The sequence below is a fragment of the Promicromonospora sp. NPDC023805 genome (assembly GCF_040639635.1).
GTDB lineage: Bacteria > Actinomycetota > Actinomycetes > Actinomycetales > Cellulomonadaceae > Promicromonospora.
In genome coordinates this window covers 90384-112900 of the sequence record NZ_JBFAAH010000004.1, presented here as the reverse complement: position 1 = coordinate 112900, position 22517 = coordinate 90384, and the positions used below count along the sequence as shown (strand labels likewise).

The window sequence follows — 22517 nt, the reverse complement described above, 5'->3', positions numbered from 1 at the left end:
GACCGCTGGCGCATCTTGAAACTGTGATTTTCCACGCTGGAAGCTGGATCACGAAGGGGAGCAGAAGATCTTGACGGGGACTCCCGGGATACGGGACGAGCAGATACCGCTCCTGTCGGTCGTGGTGCCGGTCTATGGGGTGGAGAGGTACCTGGACGACTGCTTGAACAGCCTCGTCGACGAGGACGTCTCGCAGGAGATCATCGTCGTCATCGACGCGTCACCGGACCGTTCGGTGCTGATCGCGCGTGAGTTCGAGGCAGCGTACGACCAGGTCCGCGTGGTGGAGAATCCCGTGAACATCGGGCTGGGCGCCGCCCGTAACGTAGGCCTGGGCCACGCACGGGGAAAGTACGTGACCTTCCCGGACAGCGACGACATGGTCGTTCCGGGTGCGTACGCGTCGCTGGTCGCCTCGCTCGAGCGGTCCGGCTCGGACTTCGCCACCGCCTACGCGGACGAGTTCGGCACGTCGTCGGGCCGGCACCGGTACTGGACCACGCGCCCCGCGGTGTACGCGACGGGTGCGGAGGGCGCGACGCTGGCCGACCTTCCTGAGCTGGTGTACGACCACACCGCCTGGACCAAGGTGTTCCGGCGCGAGTTCCTGGTGCACGAGGACATCCGCTGGCCGGAGGCCACCAAGTGCGAGGACGTCGTGCCGTCGGTGCGCGCCTACGCGGCGGCGTCGGCCTTCGACGTCGTGCCCCTCTGCATGTACCTGTACCGGCGCCGGCCGGGGTCCATCACGACCGCGCTGACGTCGTCCCGGACCATCCTGGACTGGGCGGTCCAGGTCCGAGAGGCGTTTCGCGTCCTCGCCGGGGCCAACGTCCCGGAAGCCGTCCAGCTCTTCGTGGAGAAGGTGCTGCGCTACGAGGTCGCGTCGCGCATCAAGTCGCTCGACGAGGTCGACGGCGAGACGCGGCTGATGGCCACGACGCTGGTGACGGAGCTGCTCGAGGCGAGCGAGGCCGCGACCCTGCTCAGGGTGCCGACGCCGACGCTCACGGCTGCCCTCTCTCTCCTGGCCGGCCCCGAGCCGGAGGCGCGGCACGACGGGCTGCCGGCGGCGTTGCTCGAGGCGCTCAGCCTGACCGCCGACGGTCCCGCCGCGGAGCGTCCGGCGTCCGAGCAGATCGCCCTCGGCTCTGACCCGGCCGCGCGGACGGGACCGATGGTCTCGGTCGTCATGCCCACGTTCGACGTGGACCCGTGGATCGACGCGTGCCTCCGCTCCGTGCTGGAGCAGACGATGGGCGACCTCGAGCTGATCGTCGTCGACGACCACTCGACGGACGGCACGTGGGAGAAGGTCCTCGACTGGGCGCGCCGGGATGCCCGGGTCGTGCCGGTGCGCAACCCCGGCAGCGGAGGTGCGCAGGCCAGGAACGCGGGGCTCGAGCTGGCCGCCGGCAGGTACGTCATCTTCTGCGACGGCGACGACCTCGTACCGCGGCACGCGTACCGGACGCTCCTCGACCTCGCGGAGAGCAGCGCGGCCGACGTCACCGTCGGCGGCTTCCAGCGGGTGTGGACCTCGACGACGTGGAGCGACCCGACGAAGTACGGGCTGGAGACGCGGCTCGAACGGACGACGCTCGACCTCAACCCCCGCCTGATCCGGAACCGGACCTGCTGGAACCGGCTCGTCCGCAGGGACTTCTGGGTGGAGCACAAGCTGCACTTCCCGACCACGCCGCGTGGCAACGACATGCTCCCCATGACCGCCGCCATGCGGTTCGCGCGGAGCATCGCCGTGACGCCGGAGGTGGTCTACCACTACCGTGCGCGCCCCGGCGCGAGCTCGATGACCGCGCGCCTCGGCGACGTGCGGTCGCTGATCGGCTACTTCGTGCAGGAACGCCTCTGCGCGGTGCTGGTGGCGGAGGACGACCGGAGCGAGCTCGCGCGCGAGTACTGGCATGCGGCGCTCGGCTCCGACGCGTGGGCGACGCTCGGGAAGCTGCTGCAGGACGGGTTCGACCAGCTGGAGAAGGAAGACCTCGTGGCGGTCTCGGCCGCCGTCGCCGGGCTGGTCTCGCTCGCACCCTTCGAGGCGCTGGAGCGGATCGGCGCGCGCCGCGCGCTCGTCTTCCACCTCGCCGCCCACGGTCACCTCGACCTGGCGCGCACCGTGTGGGAACGCGAGGTGGGCAAGAGCTTCGCCGGTGGTTCGGACACGATCACCAGGCTCGCCGAGGCGCTCTCGACCGCCATGGCCGACGGGTTCGACCGCCGTCTGGCCGGGAAGCTCTGGCGCAACGACGTGATGCGCCCGTTCATCGACGTGTCCCATGCCTGGGACGACGAGCTCGGCGAGCGGATGATGGTCTTCGCGAGCAAGTTCGATCCGGAGATCTCGCTGCGGTCGACGGCGACCCCGGCGACGAGGGAGGTCCGCGTCGCGGAGGCCCTGCTGCACGGGGAGCTGAACGACGTCTGGCGCGAGTCCCAGTACAACCCGTACAAGTACCGGCCGAAGTTCGCCGCCACCATCACGGGGATCCGGGGCCGCGTGCTGCACCTCAGGGGCAGCGGACCGGTCCGCCCGGGCGTGCGCGTGCTCCGGCTCGTCGCGCTCGGCTCCGTGGGCAAGCAGCGGGACGTGCACAGCCAGCGGCTCTTCGGCCGCGTCTCGGTGAACGAGAAGGGCTGGTCGGTCGACGCGGATCTCACGGCCCTCGAGCCGGGGTACGACTGGCGGCTTCGGGTGATCGTCCAGGACGCGTTCGGCGAGCTCGAGCTGCCGGTCCGCATCGAGTGGCCGGGTGGAGCCTCGTCGCTGAGCGTGGTCCGGCCCATGAGGCTGGCGGACGGCGACGAGCTCGGCCTGCGCACGTTCGCCTCCGGGACGGCACGCGTCGCCACCGCGGTGCGCTGGCGCGGTATCCGGGTCGGTCGGCGCGCCAGAAAGCTGCGCGCCTACCGCGCCGTCGAGTGGCGGATCCAGCGAGCCGCGAAGAACCGCAGGAACCGGAAGAAGGCTGAGCTACAGATTGCGTCTCGGAGGAACGATGCCTGACGTGAGCGGCCTGCTCGCAGAGCCGGGTACCGCTGTGCCCGCTGCTGCCGCCACGGTAGGTGCGCCCGGGGGAGACCGGGCCATCACCCGGATCGCAGGGGTACCGGTGGTGCACTGGAACCCGATCCGTTCCGGTGCACCGGTGGCGAACTTCGGCGACGTCCTGGGCCCGGCGATAGTGTCCCGCCTGGTCGGATCCTCCGCACGCACCGTCGCACCCGACGGACCGGCGCTCCTGTCGGTCGGCTCGATCCTGCACCTCGCGCCGGAGCGATCCGTCGTATGGGGGTCCGGGGTGAACGGCAAGATGCTCGCGGCGACCAAGGACATCCCGGACGGGGTGGCGTTCCGGGCCGTTCGTGGCCCGCTGAGCCGGCGCTTCCTGTCGGGCCACGGGTTCGACGTACCGGAGGTCTACGGCGACCCGGTCCTGCTCCTCGCCGACGTCATGCCGGAGCTGCTCCGGGTGAGCCGCGCTCCGGTGCGGGACGTGCTCTTCGTGCCCAACTTCAACGACAAGGACGACGTCTCCGCGGTGGCCGGTGACCACGTGCTGGAGACGCTCGACTCGCAGGACCACGTCGACTCGGTGCTCCTCCAGATCGCCTCGAGCCGGTTCGTGATCAGCACGTCGCTGCACGCCGTCATCGTCGCGGAGGCGCTCGGGATCCCGGCACGCTTCGTGCGGTCCGCGCACGAGCACCCGTTCAAGTACCGCGACTACCTCGCCGGCACGGGCAGGGCGTTCGAGCCGATCGCCGAGACCGTCGAGGAGGCGTTCGTGCTGGGCGGCCAGCCAGAGCCGAGATTCGACGCCGACGCGCTGCTCGAGGCGTTCCCCTGGGAGCTGTGGTCGTCGGGCGACGAGACGCCGTGGGCGGCTCCGGAACGAGGGCGAACGGACCCCGACGACCGGGACCGAATATGGATCGCCGCCATGGAGGACTCCCGTGGCGCGGCTCTCGACCGTGCGCGGGCCGAGTACGAGGGCCTCCTGCGCGCCCTCACCGACGAGGCCGGCCGCACCACCGGCGCGGCCGAGCTCGCTGACCTGCGGCAGTGGCACTACGCCGAGGTCGCGCCGGACTCCCTGCCGGCCGAGCTCAGGAGCGTCGACGCCGCGGTGCGCACGTTTTCCGTCGCACGGATCGAGGAGGCCGCCCGGCGGGTCCGGGACGGGCTGCGCGCCGTGGCGTACGCGGCGGTGTCCCGGCCGCGGGGGACCGTGCTGAGCCTCGCGCTGCTGCTGGCCGACACGCAGACCCCGATCGGCGAGGTGCGGCTCACGAACGAGGCGCTCGGCGAGCACGTCGCCGTGCCGCAGCACATGCTGCCGCCCAGGACCGCGCAGCTCGACCTCGACGTCGTCCTGCCGCCCGCCTGGGGTGCGCCGGAGGCCGTGCGGTGCCTGGTCTCCGTCCGGTACGACGACGGGACGGTCCGGACGACGGAGCTGGCCTGGTCCGAGGACCTGCCCCGGCTCGCGCCCGAACCGGTGCACGTACCGCCGTCGACCCTGGTCGGCGCCCAGGAACAGGAGCGATGACGTGGCCAGGATCAGTGTGTTCCCCTACTGGACCACGAACCCCTATCTGAACATGCTCTACATGGAGGCTCGTTCGCAGGGCTGGCGGGTCGACGGGAAGTGGCGCTACCACGAGCTGCTGAACGAGCTCAAGGCGCTCGAGGCCGGTGACATCCTGCACATCCACTGGACGAGCCCGGTCGCCGAGAACGTCAAGAACGCGGCAGAGCTCCGGTCGCGCATCGCGCGGCTCGACGGCGCGCTGTCCGATGCCCGGTCCCGTGGCGTGGAGGTCTTCTGGACCGTGCACAACACCATCTCCCACGACACGGGCTACCACGCGGAGGAGGTCGAGCTCGCGAAGGTGCTCGCCCGCCGGTCGTCCCGGATCATCGTGCTCAACTCCCAGACCGCCGAGGTGGTCTCGGAGTACTACGAGCTCCCGGCCGAGAAGGTGTCTCGAGTGCGGCACGCGAGCTACCAGGGTGTCTACGAGCCGTCACCAGGGCGTCGAGCGGCACGACGGCGGATCGGCACCATCCCTCCCGGTGACCTGGTCATCGGGATAGTGGGCGGGATCCGCCCGTACAAGGGCCTCGGGGACCTGCTGCGGGCGGCGGGCCTCCTCGCCGAGCGCAACCCCCGCGTCTCGATGCTGCTCGCCGGTGGCACCACCGCCGACGCGATGGCGGAGATCGAGGCGGCGATGCCGGGGAACGTCACGGTGCACCGGCGCCACGGACAGCTCACCGACGAGGAGGTGGTCACCTGGGCCTCCGCATGCGACCTGTTCGCGCTGCCCTACACGCGGATCCTGAACTCGGGGAGCATGTTGCTGGCCGCTACCCTCGGTGTCCCGTGCGTGGTTCCGGGAGAACCGCACCTGCTCGCGGAGTACGGCGACGAGCAGTGGATCGAGTTCTTCGACATCGAGGCCACGTCCCGGGTGGACGCGCTGGCCGAGGCCATCGAACGCGGTCTGGACCGGCAGAACGGTGCACGGGCACGGGCCGCTGAGCAGTTCGCGGCGTCCTACACGATGCACGACATGTCCGTGGACTTCGCGGAGCTGCTGCCGAGATGACCGTCGAAACAGGCAGGTCGGAGGACATCGTGAACGAGGTACCAGCACTGCCCCGGGGCACCACGCTGCTCCACATCGGCGCACCCAAGACCGGCACGACGTCGCTGCAGCAGTCGGCGGCCGGATCCCGGGCGCGGCTCCGTGAGGGCGGGGTGATGTACCCCGGTCGGCACGAGAACCATCGCCGGTTCGCGAGGTCGTTGCTCGGCTACCGCAAGGAACCCGGGCTCGCGGAGCTCGCGCCGGCCCACTGGTCGACGGGCATCCTCAAGCAGCTCGTGAACAACGAACGCGACTACGCGCTCGTGAGCAGCGAGGCCTTCTCGACCGCCGGCGCGCGCGACGTCGCGCGGGTCCGGGCGGCGTTCACGATGCCGACCCATGTAGTACTGACACTTCGGCCACTGCCCGGGATGCTCCTGTCCACGTGGCAGCAGTGCGTCAAGAGCGGAGAGTTCAAGCCCTTCGACGCCTGGCTGAACCATGCCTTCCGTGACCTGCCGATGCTGCACATGCCCGGCGCGGACGTCTTCGACGAGAGCGACGGCACGAACCTCGTGGGACGGTGGGCGGACGCCTTCGGCCCGGAGAACATGACGGTGGTCGTGCTCGATCCCACGGATCGCGACCACATCTTCCGGGTCTTCGAGGACCTGCTCGGACAGCGCCGCGGGGCGCTGGAGCGGGTCACCGCCAACTCGGGCATGAGCGCTGTCGAGACCGAGTTCTTCAGGCAGGCCGCCGAGCGGATCTTCCAGGAGACGGGGTCCCGCGCCCGCCGGGGACTCTTCCACGGCGGTGCGGTGAACACCGTCATCTCCGTGCGGCCGCGGCAGACGGACGAACCTTCGCTGCGGGTGCCGGAACGCGTGATCAGACATACGGCGACCGCGGCGATCCGGATCGCCGAACAGATCGAGTCCGCCGGAGTCCGCGTCGTCGGTGACCTCTCCGATCTCGCGGCGGCGGGACGGGTCGGTGACCAGGCGCCCTTGCCGGACGAGGTGCCGAGCGACCTCGCTCTGATCGCGGCCGGTGGACTGGCGCGACGCGCCGTCCAGCTCCGCGGGACGGGATCGGACGGCGCCACGACGGCCGACGTCTACCGGCCTGACGAGTCCGACGGGATCCCCGCCGGCAGGCTGAGCGCCGCCGAGGTCGAGCTCCTCGACGCCCTCGCCGAGCATCTGACCGGCGACGGGAACCTGGACGAGGCAGACGTGCGCCAGTTGCGCGCGTCCGCCGCACGGCGGATCGTCGGCGCACGGACGGAGGGCGCCGACGCGGGTCTGGCCACCGTGCCGCATCCGGGAACGGCTCCGGCAGGCCGGCCGGAGCGGATCCCGAGCGAGCTCGCGCTGCAGGCGGTCATAGGCGTCTACGAGGGCGCACAGCGCCTGAGCTGACCCGAACCAAGCCTTCTATTGCTTGAGCGGCGCGGTGTGGTCTGCCGTCCAGCCTGTTGAGCGGGCGAACATGCCCAGCAGTGCCTGTACCGCGAAGTCGAAGGGGACCGTGTCGGGGGGCGCGAGCGCCTCGTCGTCGGCGGTGGGTACAGGACGCTCCAGCTCTGCCAGGTCTCCGACGACCCGTACACCCGTCGACCGCACGCTGTCGGCCAGGATGCGCCCCGCCTCGGCGCACGACTCGGCGGCCCACCCCGGGATCCGCAGCTTGCCCTCGGACTCCGCGGGCTCGCGGCTGGACAGCAGGCGGCCCACGACGCCGTGGTGCACGAGGTTCCGGTGCTCGCGCGAGGAAGCGTGCCACTCGCCGATGATCTGTTCGTTGAGCCGGCGGACGAGCGCTGCTTCCGCCGCGGACATGCCCCGGTTGGCGCCGGCGCCGACCGGAGGCTCGGAGTGCAGGATCCCCGCCGGGAGGGCGAGCATCGACTCGAACGTGTCGAGCAGGCGCGTGGGACGGGCCTTCTCGAGGACGATGACCGTGACGTTCTCCGGGCCGACGATCTCGGACCAGCGTTCTACAAGACCTAGGCCGTCGCGTCGGTGGAAGGCCCCAGAGGCGTCCACGGCGGCGGGGTCCTTGAGAGCCCGTCGCAGATACTCTTCGAGCGACGCGCTGTTTCCCCGCTTGAGGCTCTCCTGCCAGTAGGACGGGAGAAACGTTCCGATATTGCGAAGTACCAGGGTCACATGGACGGGAATCCGCCCGCGGTCTCCGATCTCGTCGACCGTCCGCCGCGCACCATCGGAATCGGTAGTGCAGATCATCTCGAACGACAAGAATCCGCGGTGCTGCGGATGGAGGTCGAGCTCCCGTTCGAGATTCAGCCACCACCGTTCCTGCGGTGTCGGATCGGGGAGGTAGGCGACATTGAGGCCCGCGAGCCATGAGGCGCCCTTGTGGTGGTTTTCACCCTTGCCCGGATATAGCACGCCTTCACGCCGAAGCCTCTTCTTGAGCTGCGACGCAGCATATTGCAACGCTGTGGACCCGGTTTTCGGCAAACCGATATGTACCAGGCGAGCACCGGGCGGGATGGGATCGACCGTGTCGGCGGCCATGGGCGCAGGAATCATGGGTTCTGGCGGGCTACATGTTCGGCGATACGGGCAACCATGAGCTCCCCGTACAGCTCGTTCCCGTGGATGCGGTCGGCCTCGCCCTCTTCCCGCACATTCTCGAACTCGGGTCGCAGGAAGCCGTCGGCGTCGGCCGCTTCGGCGGGAGGCTCGATCAGCGCGAGGCCTCGGCCGGCGAGCCACTCGCGCCACACTTCCCGCGCGAGCGAGTCAAGGTGCAGCAGGAGTTCGGGTCGGTAGCCGTCCTCGGTCATGGCTGGGTGAGCGCGTCGAGGCTGTGGCCCGGAGATCGCGAAGGCGGGAATGCCGAGAACGGCGAGCCGTTCGTAGACCATCCGTGCGCCTCGGTGATCCGATTCGAGCATGGCTCTGATCGCGTCGTCCGTCACGGGGGTAAGTCCGCCCTGCGCCAGATGGGTCGGCGCGAAGGTCCGCCACATCGCGTCACGGTAGAGCCGCCGCGAGGCGTTTCCGACGTTGCAGAGGCCCCACGGGCTCGTCGCAGGGACCGTCTTCTCACCGGTCCATTCGGCAAGGTCCTGCTGGAAGCGTTGGTCGGTGAACTTGAGCGACCCCTGGTCGACAGCGCCGAAGATGCCCGGTGTGAGCAGGTCCTTCGTGATGCCGGTGAAGAAGATTCCGGTGTCACCGACCGCGAAGTGGCGTGGGGCGACCCGCTTGGCCTTGAGGTGGGTCGCACGGCCGGCGACGGACTCTCTGGCCGCGCCAACGAGGCAGATGACGTGGGAGTTGCCCGCGATGTATGCAGTCATCGTCCAAAAGCCTCAAGGATCAGTTCGTCGCAGACGACGTCGTCCGCAGTTTGCTCAGGCATCGTCGGGGCTACGGCCTTGTCCGCTTCTCGAACAGGTTCCGGCTTGCCGGCGTCGCCGTGCGCCGAGAAGAAGACATCCATCACCTGCGCGACGCCTGCGGCGGAGACCGACCGCAGGTTGGGCTCGTACGCCAGGGCTCGCATCGGATGCGAGGAAACGAGTTCGTAGGAGGGGAAGTAGTCCACGAAGTCGTACGTGTCGTGCAGCTCGCTGCACACAGCACGAAGGATCGACTTCGAAGCGACAGTGGCGGGAAGAACGTGGTTACCGGACGCCGTGGCGGTCAGGGGAACCGGTGACACCGTGATCAGGAATCGCATTGCCGGGTTGATCGACCGCGCGTAGGCGATGAAGGACTCGAAGTCCTCGAGCACCTGTCGAAACCTGAAGTTGACGAATCGGTGCCTGGTCTCGTCGAAGTCGCCGTGGACCGTGCCTGGGCACGTCGGGTAGATCGTCCCGTCCTCCAGGTTCTCCCACGCCTCGGTGAGTCCGAACGTGAAGACGAAGAGGTCGGTCTGGGCGAGGAGCGAGCTCACGGCTCTCAGGTGTGCGTCGCGGTGGATGCGAAGCTCCTCGAGGCTCGAGTACCCACGGGGCTCGATCGAAGGTCGGTACGGGTCATAGAAACGCTCACCGTCGGTCCAGTACTCGTCGACGGGTGTGTGCTCGCCGCGCGCACGCGCGAAGGTCTGCACGAGCTGCCGCGCGCTGTAGATGTTCCCGTATCGAGCGGAGTACATCCCGAAGCCGAACTTGTTGTGCTGTTCCTCTGGCAGTGCGACCGGGGCGGGCTCGACGTCCATGAACCGGTACCCGCGCTTCTTGAACTGCTTGCCGATGTGCTGCGCGAAGCAGCTGCCGGCAGCCGTGATCCGTGTAGTCCGGGAGATCTCGAAGCGCGGGACGTACACGTCAGCGAGCTCCATGGCGTTGCGCTGGGCGACCGCCTGCTTCCAGAACGCGCGGCTGGGGAGATCCTCGTAGGGGTGCACTGGTTCAGGCTGCCTTTCGGACGGTGTTCACGTGTTGGGTGATCTCGGTGACGAGCATGCGGCCGTACGCCGCGTTGCCGTGGGACACGTCCGGGGGCAGCGTGTCGCGGACGTGGTACAGCTCCTCCCGCAGGAAGCCGTCCTCGTCGACCGTTCGGGCGGGCGGCTCGATCACGGTGATACCGCGCTCGCCCAGCCACTCGTGCCAGATGTCCCTGGAGAGGGTGTCGAGGTAGAGCGCGAGGTCACGGCCGTACTGGGTGCGAGCGGTCGGGTGGTCGCGCCGGGGAGGGGGTGCGGAGATGGCGAAGAACTCCACTCCGACCTTCTTGAGCTGTTCGAAGAAGACTCGGACGCCGTGGTGGTCGTGCTCCACGATGGCACGCACGGCGTCGTACGAGAGCGGGCTCGCTCCGGGGTGCGCCAGGTGCGTGGGTGCGTACTTCTGCCACATCGGCCGGCGGAAGTTCCGCGAGTTGTTGTTGATGTTGCAGAAGCCCCAGAGATGTTCGGGGGAGACAAAAGGTGTCCCCGACAGCTTGCGAAACTGTTTCCGGTAGGCGGGGTCGATGAGCGTCACCTTGCCGTCGACGACCTTGCTGAAGACCTCGGTCTCGATCTTTCCGCTGCCGAACCGGGCGAAGGCGAGCGTGGTGTCATCGACCGTCCACCGCTTCTCCTCGCCGTCGCCCACCCAGTTCTTCCGTGGCGCGCCGAGGGAGCCCTCGCGCGCGAGGAGCATGGAGATCAGGTGCGAGTTGCCCGCGATCCAGGCGTCCGGCGTGGCCGTCGGGCTCTCAGTAGGAGTGCTTGCGAGTGAGGACGTCATTGATGCGTTCCTTGTCGAACGGTTCGCCGAGCCACTCGAAGAGGCTTTCGAGCGAGCTGGGGTCGGTGGTGTAGTCGTTGTAGTGCACACGGTGCGTGCGGTTCGGGTACGCGGCTTCCAGCTCGGCGAACTGGGCCTCCGCGCGATCGAGGATGGCGGCGCCGTTCTCCCGCTCCCTCCACCACTTGCTCGCCAGCACGTCGGCGTGGTCACGGGTGTTGATGACGAACCGCGCCCGGGGGAAGAGGCGGATCAGGAAGTCCGCGTAGGGGCGCCAGTTGGAGTGCACCCAGCGGATCTCCTTGAAGCCCGTCACGCGGGTTCCTGCCGGAGGCTGCAACAGCGAGGCCAGGACGAGTGAGCGCAGCAGAGCGAGCGTCGTCTCGGGCGAGAACTGGTTGATCCCGAACCACGGGTGCGACGGCGTGTCCGGCGACTTCTTCTTCGGGTCGGTGTGCTCGCGGCTCGCCTTGTCGAGCGTGTTGAAGTACGCGAACAGGCTGTACAAGGAGTCGCCGTTCTCGCCGCGGATCACGTAGCCGGGGATCGAGTTGAGGATCCCTTGGAGCAGGGTCGAACCGGATCGCCCGTACGTGACGATGAAGACGCAACCGAGAGGGTCGCGCGCGGCGGCTGAGTCGTACACGGTTCTACTTTCCTTCGGCGGTGTACTGCTTGACGAGGCGCCCGACGTTGTGCCATCTCGGCAGCTTGCGGCCGAGGAGTTCCTCCATGAACCGGATGTCGTCGGCGTAGAGCGCGTAGAGCGCCGCGATCTCCTGAGCGGTGATCGGGCTCTGCTTCCTGAACTGCGGGAGCCAGTCGACGTTACCGACCTTGACCTTGGGCTTGAGGGACTCCCAGAACTCCGGCGCGTCGTCGGCCCGCAGGGCGCCGAGCGCGTCCTGCAGGTACTCGCGCGGACGGTCGACGAGGTCGTCGAAGACGAGGACACGCAGGCGCTCCGGGCCGAGCGTGCGCGCCCAGTCCTCGTAGTGCCGCCGGTAGAAACCGAGGTCGACGATGCCGAGCCGGGCCGGGCTCTGGAAGATGCCGGCGCCCAGCTCGATCTGGGCGTTCGAGAAATGCCGCCAGTACGCCGAGATCGCTCGTTCGACGGGGCTGCGCAGGCTGAGCAGGACGGGAGCGCCCGGGTCCAGCATGTCCCGGATCGCGGCAGCCGTGTCGTGCTTCCGTGGCGGGGAGAACTCGCTCCGGGGATCGGCCACCCAGAAGTACCCGGGTGAGCGGTGGCCCCGCAGCGGCTTGCCGCCGTCCGCGAAGGGCTGGAGGAACTTCTGGATCTCCTCGTCCTTGGCGAGCCGCGTGGGCCGGCTGAAGAACGGAGCGGCGTCCTTGGCCACGTCAACCTGCGGATGACGGCTGAGCTGGTGCTGCAGCCACTGCGTCCCACCCTGCTGGGTGCCCGCGATGAGGAAGTTCGGACCGCCCTCCAGCCGCCGGAGCGGCGCGGCGGCACCCTGTGCGCCCTGCGTGTCCTGCGCGGCATCGGGGACCCGCTGCTGGACGGTTGCGCGTTCGGGCACGGCAGCGCTCGGGTCGGCCGCCGGGGCCGTGCCACCGGCGTCCTGCTGCACCGGCAGGTCCGCGGTCATCGTCCGGGTCGCGCCCGTCCCCCAGATCACCCGGCCCTCGGCACCCGTGAGCTGCTGCACGATGTTCAGGTACACGTTCTCCGCGTAGTGGAACGGCGCGTCGCCCCACGGATGGGTAGCGCTGGACACCACCTCGGACGGGTCCAGCGAGATCACCTGCCTGGCCAGTGTCTGCGCCGCGAACTGTGCGTACGACTGGAACACCGGGTTCGCGTCCCGGGCCGAGACGCCGAAGGACTCCGGCGTCTTCTCGCCGGTCTCGGACCACTCCGCCCACGGGATGTCCAGCAGCACCACGTTGGCCTGCGGCATGTAGTGCCGCACGCGTTCCCCGATGTAGCTGATCGCCGTCTGCCAGTACTCGAAGTGCTGCTGCGTGCCGAACGCGAGGTACTGGGCACCCTGGGGCAGGTACTGCTCGGAGCCGGACTGGATGAGCTCCAGCGAGCGGGTGATCACCGACCCGTCGGGCAGCAGGTAGGCGCCCAGGCGCTCGTCGACGAGGTCGACCAGCACGAGGTCGGTGCCCGCCGCGGCCGAGGCGATCTGCGGCCGCAGGCTCGACGCGAAGTCACCGGAGAGCATCCGCTGCTGGAACTGCGACTCGAGGGTCGGCGGCGCCATGAGCTCGACCGGGCGGGTGTAGGCGCTCAGCGCCGACTGGCGCGCCACGTACGCGACGAGCTCGAACTTCTCGGGATCGAGATGTTCGAACGTGTCCCGCGACACGCACGAGCCGTAGATGAAGACCCTGGTCTTGCTCTTGCTCATACCCCACCCTCTGCGGAAACTGCCTCTGCGGTCACGGCGGTGAACTGCTCGTCCACCAGGTCGAAGTCGGGCAGCACGTCGGGCAGCACCGGCGCGAGCACGCGCGCCGTCGCGTCCAGTACCCGCTTCGCGCTGTGCCCGTCCCCGTACGGGTTGACGGCCTGCGCCATGGCGGCGTAGGCCGCCTCGTTCGTCAGCAGCCGGTGCACCTCGGCCACCACACGCTCCTCGGCGGTCCCGATCAGGCGGGCCGTGCCTGCCTCGACGGCCTCGGGGCGCTCGGTGTTGTCCCGCATCACCAGCACCGGCTTGCCGAGGCTCGGCGCCTCCTCCTGGAGCCCGCCGGAATCGGTGAGCACCAGGGTGGAGAGCGACAGCAGATGGGTGAACTCGCCGTAGCCCAGCGGCTCGGTCACCGTGACGTTCGACAGCCCGGCGAGGTGCGGCAGCACGGCGTCCCGCACCACGGGGTTGCGGTGCACGGGCAGCACCACCTCGACGTCGGGGAACCGCCTGGCGATCCGCGCCAGGGCGCGGCCGACGCCCTGCATGGCATCGCCCCAGTTCTCCCGGCGATGGGTGGTCACGAGCACCACCCGGCGGCCCGACGACGCCACCCGGGCGACCGCCGGGTCCGTGAACGCCGTCCGGCGCTGCACCGCGAGGTAGAGGGCGTCGATGACCGTGTTGCCGGTCACCACTATGTTCTCCAGCTGGACGCCCTCGGCCACGAGGTTGGCGAGGCTCCGCAGGGTCGGCGCCAGGTGCAGCGCGGCGATCTGCGAGGTGATCTTGCGGTTCGCCTCCTCCGGGAACGGCGACATGATGTCGCCGCTGCGCAGCCCCGCCTCCAGGTGCACCACCGGGATCTGCCGGTAGAACGCGGCGAGCGCGGCGGCCGCCGACGTCGACGTGTCGCCCTGGACGATGACGGCGTCGGGCCGGTGCTCCGCGAGGATCGGGTCGAGCCGGCTCATGACACGGGCGAAGATCTGCCCGAGCGTCTGGCCGTGGCTCATGATGTCGAGGTCGTGGTCCGGCACGATGCCGAAGACCTCGTTGACCTGGTCGAGCATCTCCCGGTGCTGGCCGGTGACGACCGTCAGCGAGTCGAACCGGTCGTCGGCCTCGAGGGCAGCGATGACCGGCGCGACCTTGATGGCCTCGGGGCGCGTCCCGTAGACGGTCATGACGAGGGGCCGGTTCACAGGTCGCCCGCCTCCGTCTGGAGCGCCGCGATACGCGCTGCCCTGGTCTTCGCCTGCTTGGCGTCGCGGCCCCTGGGCCGGGCATGCCGCTCGCGTACCGGTCCCTTGGCCGGCTCGGGCGTGTCGAACCGCACCTCTGTCTCCCGTCGTTCGGCGAAGGCTTCTTCGAGGATCCGCTTGGCGTCGTCCGGCTTGTCCTTCGCGTGGGCCCACGCCCACTTGCGGTACCGGACGGCGACGTCCTGGGCCTCGCCGTCGAGCACGAGGCGGCCGTGGTGCAGCCAGATGGCGCGCGTGCACGACTCCTCGATGGTCTGTGCGGCGTGGCTCACGAGGAACACAGTTCCCGCTTCCTTCCGTAGGCGCTCCATGCGGACCTCGCTGCGTTCCTTGAACGCGGCGTCACCGGTGGCCAGGGCCTCGTCGATGAGCAGGATGTGGGGGCGTGCAGCCGTCGCGATGGCGAAGCGCAGGCGTGCCGCCATACCCGAGGAGTAGGTGCGCATGGGCAGGTAGATGGACTTGCCGAGGCCGGCCAGCTCGATGACGTCGGGGATGGCGGCCTGCGCCTCGGCGGGGGACAGGCCCATCGCCAGGCAGCCGAGCCGTACGTTCTCCTCGCCGGGCAGGTCGGGGACCAGCGCGGCGTTCACGCCGATGAGCACCGGCGTGCTCTCGGCCAGCACCTGGCCCTTGGTGGGCTTCTCCAGCCCCGCGATGATCCGCAGGAGCGTGCTCTTGCCGGAGCCGTTCTGGCCGACGATGCCTATCTGCTCGCCGGAGTTGGCGACGAACGAGATGTCCGTCAGCGCGCGCACCGTCACCTTGGGCTCCTGGCCCAGGGCGTTGAGCACCGTCCGCCTGAGCTTGGCGCGGCGGCCGCTGGACGTGTCCGTCGACGGCGTGCGGTAGAACATGCGCAGGCCCTGGACGGCGACCGTCGGCCACAGCACAGGAGTGCTCCCGGACCGCGGCGCGACGGCGGCGAGCTGGCCGGTGTGCGGCGGGGCCTGCACCGACATCGGGATCGCTCCCGTCAGCGGCCGCTGCACCGGCACAGGCATCGACGCGGGCCGGCCCTTGCTGAGCTGCGGCGGCGGCATGGGGTAGTCGAGGTCAGCGGCCATAGCTCTCCTCCGCCTGCCAGAAGGTGATGAACCCGATCAGCAGCATGCCGACGGCCCAGCCGCCGAGCCACACCCAGCGCATCGGGTCGGGCGTCGTGGCGTACAGGACGCAGTCGCGCACGATGTCCAGCACGATGAACATCGGGTTGGTCTCGAGCACCCTCTGTATGTCGGGCCGGTCCTCGAGAAGGGTGTCGAACGAGAAGAACACCGCTGACGCGTACAGCCAGATACGCATCGACATCCGGATGAGGTTCGCGACGTCGGGCAGCGCGGCCGCCCACCGGGCCACCAGGAGCGCGAGCCCCGTCGTGAACATGACCTGCAGTGCCAGGGCGGCGGGCACCAGGGCGAGGCGCCAGGTGTACTCCTCCACAGGGGCGATGAAGTAGATGAGGGCGGCCAGCGTCACGAGCGTGGGGCCGAGGTTGAGCAGGTTGCGCAGCACCACCGAGATCGGCAGCGCCGCCCGCGGGAAGGTGAACGCACGGATCAGGTTCTTGCCGGTCTGCACCGAGCGCGCACCACCGTTGATCGACGCGGTGGTGAACTGGAACAGGAACACACCGATCAGGAGGTACCCGATGAAGTTCTCGATACCTCGCCCACCCTTCATCAGCAGGCCGAACACCACGAAGTACACGGCACCGTTGATCAGCGGGTCCAGGACCAGCCAGGCCTGGCCCAGCAGGCTCTGCCGGGTTCCGCTGGTGACCTTGGCCCGCGCGTCCGCCCACAGGAAGTGCCGGCGCGCCCAGAGCAGGCGCACGTACTGCCCCAGCGGGGGCCGTGCGCCGACGCGGGACAGGTTGCCGAGCGTCACGAGCTTGGTGGTCGTCGGCGACGCGTCGAACAGGGCCGTGTACGACCCGGTCTCCGGGCCCGAGCTCATGCCTTGACCCCCAGACACTCCCGGTAGATCCCCAGATACGTCTCCGCGTTCCTCACCCATGTCCTCTCGATGGCCACCGCCCGGCCCAGCTCGACCAGCTCGGCACGCCGTCCGGCGTCGTCCAGGAGGGTAGCGACCACATCGGCCCAGCCGGTCAGATCATCCGCGCCGACGTGCAGCCCGGCGCCGCCGACGGCCTCCACCAGCGCGGGCAGGTCGCTGGCGACCACCGGGCGGCCTACGGCCATCGCCTCGACCGGCTTGAGCGGGGTCACCAGGCGCGTGACCTCGTGGTCGCGGCGCGGCACCAGCACGACGTCGAGCGCGGCCAGCCAGGTCTGTGCCACACCGGGCGGCACCCGTCCGGGCAGCACCACGTGGTCGGCGACGCCGAGCTCGTCCGCGAGGCGGGCCAGGCCGGGCCGCGAGACGCCGTCGCCCACCAGCAGGCCCGTGACCTCGTGCCCGCGGGCGCGCAGCGTCGCCACCGTGCGGACCACCGTCTCCAGACCCTCGTAGTCGACAAGGCTGCTCACCGTCCCGATCGCCGGACCGGCAGGCAGGCCGAGCGCGGCCCGCGCCGCCTCCGGCGTCGGGTGCTGGGCGGCGAGCAGGCTGTCGGGTACCGCGTTGGGCACCACGGTGATGTGGTCGGCGGGGACGCCGCGCGTCACCAGCGCGTCGCGCATGGTTCCGCTGAGCGTCACCACGGCGTCGGCCGCGAGCGCGAGCTCGGTCTCCTTGGCCTGCATCAGTGCCCGACGGCGGGACGCCGCCGCCCGGGCGCGCGCCGCGGGCGTGCCGTGCGACGCCACCCAGGTCTCCTCGGGCAGCCCGCGCACCTCGTAGACCCACGGGATCCCGAGCCGCCGTGCGGCGGCGCGCGCCAGGCTGCCGTTGGTCGACGGCGTGGTGGTGTGCAGGGCGTCCGCGCCCGCGTCCCGCGCGGCCTCGGTGAGCAGGTCCGTCTCCTGCGCGATCCGGCGCGCGACGTCGGACGCCACGCGGTCAGGGACCAGGCGGTGGTAGGTGACGCCGTCGACGACGTCGGTCCCGCGGGCCGTGAGCGACCCGATGGTCAGCGGGTAGCCGGGGCGCGTGGTCGCGACCGCGGGCGTCCCCGCGGCGCGCTGCGCCAGCAGGATCGCGTGCGAGCGGAGCGTGTAGCCGCTCTGCGTGTGCGGCAGGGAGTTGGTCAGGTGGTGCAGCACGGTGATGCCGCCCGGGCCCGGTGGTCCCGGCAGCCCCGGCACGGTGCCGGGTGCCTGGCTCCCTCCGTCGTCTGCTGGCTCCGGCTGCAGCACGGCCAGCTGGGCGCGGAGCCCGGCGGGTGCGTCCGGTCCGATGGAGTCGGCGTCGCCCAGCAGCCAGGCCGCCCGGTAGCGCGCGGGTCCGGCCTCGTCGATGTCGTCGAGCAGCTCAGGTCTGCCCACCGCGACGGCTACCTCTGCCGCGACCCGGCGGCCGCGGCCGTCGTGCCGTTCCAGCAGCTGCTCCGCCTCGTCCGCCGCGTGTGCCGTGTCGCCGGCCAGCATCAGCCCCAGCGCGTGCGGGGCCGACGGCGACTGCGCGAACCCAAGTGCACGCACCAGGGGCCGGCGCAGCGGCTCCGGAGCCCGCCGGGCCGCCTGGACGGCGAGCCACAGCGGGTCCTCGACGAGCGTGCGCGCCACGAACGACGCGGTGAAACGGAGGTTGCGCGCGAGCTCGCCCGCGCGCTGGAACGGCAGCGCCATCAGACCCTTGCCCTCCGGTCGAGCGGGGCGTCCGGCACCGGGCTCGGGAACAGGGCGTCGAGGAGCTCGGCGTACCGGTGGCCCAGCACCCCGTCGCTCGCGTGCTCGGCGACCCAGGCCGCGGCGTCGGACGATGCGGCGGGCACAACGCCGTCGGACAGCCAGCCGCACCACAGGTCGGCGAGGCCCTCGACGTCGCCGGGGCGCACGACAGCGCCCGCGCCGTTCATCGTGACCAGGTTCGCTGCCTCGCCGGCCAGGCTCGCCGAGGCGAGGACGCCGGACGCCATCACCTCGTACAGCTTGGACGGGACCGTCCATTCGAACGGTTCCCAGTCCCGCAGGGAGACGACGACGGTGTCCGCCCACGCGTACAGCTCGCGCACCTGGGTGGACGGCACCGACGGCTCGACGCGTACCGGCGCGCCGAGCTCGGCCGCCAGGCGCCGGAGCGGCTCCAGCTCGTTGCCGTGCCCGACTATGCGGACGTCCAGCGCGTGACCGCGCTCCTGGACCAGTGCGGCGGCGCGTACGGCGACGTCGAGGCCCTGCGACCGGCCGACGGTGCCCGCGTAGACGACCCGCAGCGGGCGGCCGGCAAGACGCACCGGAGCGTTCCCGCGCACCGGTTCGAACGCCGTCCCGTTGCGGACAACCGCCACGTTGCGGACGCCACGTGCGCGCAGGATCTCGGCGAAGGCGGCGGTGGTGGTGACCACGAGGTCCGCCCGGGTCTGGAGGCGCGTGACGGTGCGGTGCACCACGCGCGCCACGAGATCACGGAGCCGACGGCGCAGGCCGCCGGGCCGGTCCCGGCGCAGGAGGATGCCGCTGGGCTGGATGAGGTCCGGCCAGGCGTCACGCATCTCGACCACGAACCGGGACCGGTGCCAGCGGGCGAGCGCCCAGCCGGCGACGACGCTCGGGATTCCGGGGACCGTCGCGATCACCACGGCCGGCCGGCCGGCGGAAGGCCGGATGCCGTACAGGACCGAGCTGATCGCTGCGACCGTCTGGTCCGCGGCCCGAGAACCGAGCCCATGAGAATGCTCGCGAAAATTCACCCGGATGATCTTCTCGCCGTTGGTGCCCTTCTGCACGGAACCAGGCAGGTGCGAAGGTGAAGAGTGGGTGATCTTTCCCGACGGGTAGTGTGGCGGAGGCGTCAGGACGGTCACCGGAAAACCCGCTGTGACCAGGTGTTCGGTGAGTGCTCCCCAGCGCCGCTGGGGGGCTCCCGTCTCGGGTGCGAAATGGTGCGTGACCAGGAGGATCGAGCGGTCCTGCGGCTGTTTCGCGGCAGCGTTCACTGCGACTCCCCTCGCTGTTCGGTGCCACCTGGGCGGGCACCGAGATTCACCCCTGAAACGACGCTCCGGTTGCAGGCCAGGCTCAAGAGTAGTAGTCACGTTCGCCACTATGATCAACACCTATGGCCGCACCCGATCGAATGAGCGATCTTCTCGCCCCGCCCAACCCGGTGGACGGCGATCTTCGTCACGCCCGGCGCGCACCTCGGAGCCGCGGATTTGTCGCCGGCCTCGTGGTCGGTGCTCTGCTGCTCGTGGGCGGGGGAGGCGTCGCGGCCTACTACGCGTACCGGATGTCGCTCGACGACAACCTGGAGCGGATCGACGACCCGTTCGCCGACGTAGATCCCTCGACGCGGCCCAGCGCCCCCGCGGTCGAGGGCCCGACCGCACCCGTGAACATCCTGGTGCTCGGCTCCGACAGCCGGATCTCGGCCGGCGACCCGACCGCATGGAAGGCCGGTGCGCAGCGCACCGACGCGATCATGCTCGTGCACCTGGCAGCGGACCGGAAGTCGGCGGCGGCGATCTCCATCCCCCGCGACTCCTGGGTTCCCGTCCCCGGCTACGGCGAGGCCAAGATCAACGCCGCGTTCTCCTACGGCGGCCCGGCCCTGATGATCCAGACTGTCGAGAACCTGACGGGCGTCCGGATCGACCACTTCGCGGTGACGGACTTCGAGTCGTTCGAGGCTCTTACCGACTCCCTGGACGGTGTCGAGATCACCGTGCCCGACGGCAACGGCGGCTCCGTGCGGCAGGCGATGACCGGCGAGGAAGCACTTGAGTTCGCGCGTGAGCGGTACGCGCTGGCGAACGGCGACTTCGGCCGTGTGCAGCGGCAGCAGGCCTGGATGCGGGCGATCGTGGCCAAGGCGAAGAACAGCATGAGCGAACCCCTGAAGATGGCCAACTTCCTCGAGGCCATCACCAGCTCGGTGGCCGTCGACGAGGGCCTCACTATCGACAAGATCCAGGATCTCGTCATGGGCGCCCAGGGCATGGCCACGAACGACATCACGTTCATGACCGCGCCCTACTCCGGCACCGGGCGCAGCGCCGACGGGCAGTCCATAGTCGTGCTGGACCGGGCGGTGTTCGACCCGCTCATGCAGGCGGTGGCCAAGGACGAGGTGCCGGAGTTCGTCGAGGCCAACCCGGACGCCATGGACGTCCTGCCGGCGGTCGTGCAGTAGCTCGTCCAGCCGCTCGTCCGACAGCAGCTGACCGGTCCCGCCACCCCGCGAGGGTGGCGGGACCGCTGTCGTCAGAGGCCCAGCGCCGACCGGAGGTCCGCCTGCACCCGGGCCAGGCGGTCGCGCGCGGCCACCCGCGCCGCGGACAGGGTGTTGGCCGAGGCGTCCGGAGCGACCGGCGACACCACCTCGATGTAGCACTTGACCTTGGGCTCGGTGCCGCTCGGCCGCACGATCACGCGGGTGTCGTCGGCCGTCAGCAGCACGACGCCGTCGGTGGGCGGCAGGCCGTCGAGGCCTTCGGCGAGGTCGCGCACCGAGTCGACGGGCGAACCCGCCAGGACGGCCGGCGGCGACGTGCGGAGCGCCGTCATCGTCGACTCGATCAGCGCGAGGTCCTCGAACCGGGCCGACACCTGGCCGGTGACGTGCAGCCCGCAGGTGCGGGCGACGTCGTCCAGGCGGTCCAGGAGCGTGCGGCCGTCCGCGGCGAGGCGGTTGGCCAGCTGGGCGACGGCGACCGCCGCCGAGAGCCCGTCCTTGTCCCGCACGTGCTCGGGGTCGACGCAGTAGCCCAGGGCCTCCTCGTACCCGAACACGAGGTCCGGGGTGCGCGAGATCCACTTGAAGCCGGTGAGCGTCGTGGCGTGCGCCAGGCCGTGCCGGGCGGCGATGGCCGCCAGCGCGCGCGACGACACGATCGAGCAGGCCAGCGTGCCACCCGTGCCCGCGCGGGCCGTGCGCTCGGCCGCGTCCCAGCCGAGCAGCATGCCCACCTCGTCGCCGTGCAGCATCCGCCAGCCCTGCGAGGACGCGGTCTCCGCGCCCTGGTACGTCCCGTACTGCGGGTCGAGGACCGCGACGGCGCAGCGGTCGGCGTCCGGGTCGTTCGCGATGACGAGCTGCGCGTGGGCGTCCTGGGCGAGGGCGAGCGCCATGTCGATGGCGCCGGGCTCCTCCGGGTTGGGGAACGCCACGGTGGGGAAGTCCGGGTCGGGCTCGGCCTGCTCCTCGACCGGTACGACGTCGGCGAAGCCTGCCTCGGCCAGCACCCGCGCGACGGCCACGCCGCCCACGCCGTGCAGCGACGTGGTGACGATACGGAGCTTGTTGCGCGGTTCGCCGTCGTGCAGGGTGGCCACCGCCGCGTGGTAGTCCTCGGTGATCTCGCGGCCGAGCACGGTCCAGCCGGACTCGGCGCGCGGCACGTCCTTCGCGGCGCGTACGAGCGCGATCTCACCGGCGATCAGGGCGTCGTACGGGGGGACGATCTGCGCGCCCTGACCCGCGTCGGTGACGACGCGGCCGCCGAGGTACACCTTGTAGCCGTTGTCGGCCGCGGGGTTGTGGCTCGCGGTGACCATGACGCCGGCGTCGGCGGACAGGTGCCGCACCGCGAACGCCAGGACGGGCGTGGGGCCCGGTGCGGGCATGAGCTGCACCTCGGCGCCGGCAGCGACCAGCACCGCCGCGGTGTCGCGGGCGAACTGGGCGGACCGGTGCCGGGCGTCGAACCCGACCACGACGCGCGGGGTGCCGCGGCCGATCTCCTTGGTGAGGAAGGCAGCGAGGCCGGCGGCGGCGGCGATCACCACCGCGCGGTTCATCCGGTTCGGGCCGGCGGCCATGGCTCCGCGCAGGCCGGCCGTGCCGAACTGCAGCAGGCCGGAGAACCGGTCGGCGAGCTCGGCGACGGCCAGGTCGCCCACCCGCTCGTCGGTGGTGCGGGCGACCAGGTTGCGCAATTCGGCGACGTCGGCAGCGTCGACGTCGGCGGCCATCCAGGCCTCGGCGCGCGCGACGAGATCGGGCGCGGAGAGC

Annotated in this window: 17 protein-coding genes; 5 read left to right on the top strand and 12 right to left on the bottom strand. The window is 70.5% G+C overall.

Going from position 1 to position 22517, the window contains the following annotated elements; translation table 11 throughout:
- Nucleotides 1-70 precede the first annotated feature (70 nt).
- Genes AB0F70_RS06680 through AB0F70_RS06665 form a run of 4 tightly spaced genes read left to right on the top strand, consistent with a single transcriptional unit; the run spans nucleotide 71 to nucleotide 7040 of the window.
- Nucleotides 71-3025, top strand: a complete 2955-nt coding sequence (locus tag AB0F70_RS06680; protein ID WP_357445049.1) for a glycosyltransferase — start codon at nucleotides 71-73, stop codon at nucleotides 3023-3025.
- Entirely contained in the window at nucleotides 3018-4571 is a 1554-nt protein-coding gene (locus AB0F70_RS06675) for a polysaccharide pyruvyl transferase family protein (RefSeq protein WP_357445046.1), read from the top strand. Before AB0F70_RS06680 ends, AB0F70_RS06675 begins: the two co-directional genes overlap by 8 nt.
- A gap of 1 nt (nucleotide 4572) precedes the next feature.
- A complete protein-coding gene (locus tag AB0F70_RS06670; RefSeq protein ID WP_357445043.1) occupies nucleotides 4573-5634 on the top strand; it encodes a glycosyltransferase family 4 protein in 1062 nt (353 codons plus the stop codon).
- On the top strand, nucleotides 5631-7040 hold the full coding sequence (locus AB0F70_RS06665; protein WP_357445040.1) for a hypothetical protein: 1410 nt from the start codon (nucleotides 5631-5633) through the stop codon (nucleotides 7038-7040). The genes AB0F70_RS06670 and AB0F70_RS06665 overlap by 4 nt, the downstream gene beginning before the upstream one ends.
- A gap of 15 nt (nucleotides 7041-7055) precedes the next feature.
- Here AB0F70_RS06665 and AB0F70_RS06660 read toward each other — a convergent pair whose 3' ends face one another.
- Genes AB0F70_RS06660 through AB0F70_RS06610 form a run of 11 tightly spaced genes read right to left on the bottom strand, consistent with a single transcriptional unit; the run spans nucleotide 7056 to nucleotide 19500 of the window.
- Nucleotides 7056-8162 (bottom strand): hypothetical protein, encoded by a 1107-nt coding sequence (locus AB0F70_RS06660; RefSeq protein WP_357445037.1) that lies wholly within the window; start codon nucleotides 8160-8162, stop codon nucleotides 7056-7058.
- Between the two features lie 11 nt (nucleotides 8163-8173).
- Nucleotides 8174-8953 (bottom strand): hypothetical protein, encoded by a 780-nt coding sequence (locus AB0F70_RS06655; RefSeq protein WP_357445034.1) that lies wholly within the window; start codon nucleotides 8951-8953, stop codon nucleotides 8174-8176.
- Nucleotides 8950-10011, bottom strand: a complete 1062-nt coding sequence (locus tag AB0F70_RS06650) for a GSCFA domain-containing protein (protein WP_357445031.1) — start codon at nucleotides 10009-10011, stop codon at nucleotides 8950-8952. Before AB0F70_RS06650 ends, AB0F70_RS06655 begins: the two co-directional genes overlap by 4 nt.
- Nucleotides 10012-10015: 4 nt before the next feature.
- Complete coding sequence (locus AB0F70_RS06645; RefSeq protein WP_357445028.1) at nucleotides 10016-10840, bottom strand: hypothetical protein; 825 nt, start codon at nucleotides 10838-10840, stop codon at nucleotides 10016-10018.
- A complete protein-coding gene (locus AB0F70_RS06640) occupies nucleotides 10809-11486 on the bottom strand; it encodes a sulfotransferase (protein ID WP_357445025.1) in 678 nt (225 codons plus the stop codon). Before AB0F70_RS06640 ends, AB0F70_RS06645 begins: the two co-directional genes overlap by 32 nt.
- 4 nt (nucleotides 11487-11490) lie before the next feature.
- Entirely contained in the window at nucleotides 11491-13227 is a 1737-nt protein-coding gene (locus tag AB0F70_RS06635) for a DUF6270 domain-containing protein (RefSeq protein ID WP_357445022.1), read from the bottom strand.
- Nucleotides 13224-14417, bottom strand: a complete 1194-nt coding sequence (wecB, locus tag AB0F70_RS06630; RefSeq protein WP_357445369.1) for a UDP-N-acetylglucosamine 2-epimerase (non-hydrolyzing) — start codon at nucleotides 14415-14417, stop codon at nucleotides 13224-13226. The genes AB0F70_RS06635 and wecB overlap by 4 nt, the downstream gene beginning before the upstream one ends.
- 14 nt (nucleotides 14418-14431) lie before the next feature.
- The gene (locus tag AB0F70_RS06625; RefSeq protein ID WP_357445019.1) at nucleotides 14432-15562 is read right to left on the bottom strand and encodes an ATP-binding cassette domain-containing protein; all 1131 of its coding nucleotides are present in this window, start codon (nucleotides 15560-15562) and stop codon (nucleotides 14432-14434) included.
- Nucleotides 15552-16454: an ABC transporter permease gene (locus tag AB0F70_RS06620; RefSeq protein WP_357445016.1), complete on the bottom strand. Its 903-nt coding sequence runs from the start codon at nucleotides 16452-16454 to the stop codon at nucleotides 15552-15554. The genes AB0F70_RS06625 and AB0F70_RS06620 overlap by 11 nt, the downstream gene beginning before the upstream one ends.
- On the bottom strand, nucleotides 16451-18190 hold the full coding sequence (locus AB0F70_RS06615) for a glycosyltransferase family 4 protein (RefSeq protein ID WP_357445013.1): 1740 nt from the start codon (nucleotides 18188-18190) through the stop codon (nucleotides 16451-16453). The genes AB0F70_RS06620 and AB0F70_RS06615 overlap by 4 nt, the downstream gene beginning before the upstream one ends.
- Complete coding sequence (locus AB0F70_RS06610; protein WP_357445010.1) at nucleotides 18190-19500, bottom strand: glycosyltransferase family 4 protein; 1311 nt, start codon at nucleotides 19498-19500, stop codon at nucleotides 18190-18192. The genes AB0F70_RS06615 and AB0F70_RS06610 overlap by 1 nt, the downstream gene beginning before the upstream one ends.
- A gap of 122 nt (nucleotides 19501-19622) precedes the next feature.
- Here AB0F70_RS06610 and AB0F70_RS06605 point away from each other — a divergent pair, with 122 nt between their 5' ends.
- Complete coding sequence (locus AB0F70_RS06605; RefSeq protein WP_357445007.1) at nucleotides 19623-20696, top strand: LCP family protein; 1074 nt, start codon at nucleotides 19623-19625, stop codon at nucleotides 20694-20696.
- A gap of 71 nt (nucleotides 20697-20767) precedes the next feature.
- Here the strand turns inward: AB0F70_RS06605 and AB0F70_RS06600 are convergent, their stop codons facing one another.
- Complete coding sequence (locus tag AB0F70_RS06600; protein ID WP_357445366.1) at nucleotides 20768-22477, bottom strand: phospho-sugar mutase; 1710 nt, start codon at nucleotides 22475-22477, stop codon at nucleotides 20768-20770.
- Nucleotides 22478-22517: the final 40 nt, after the last annotated feature.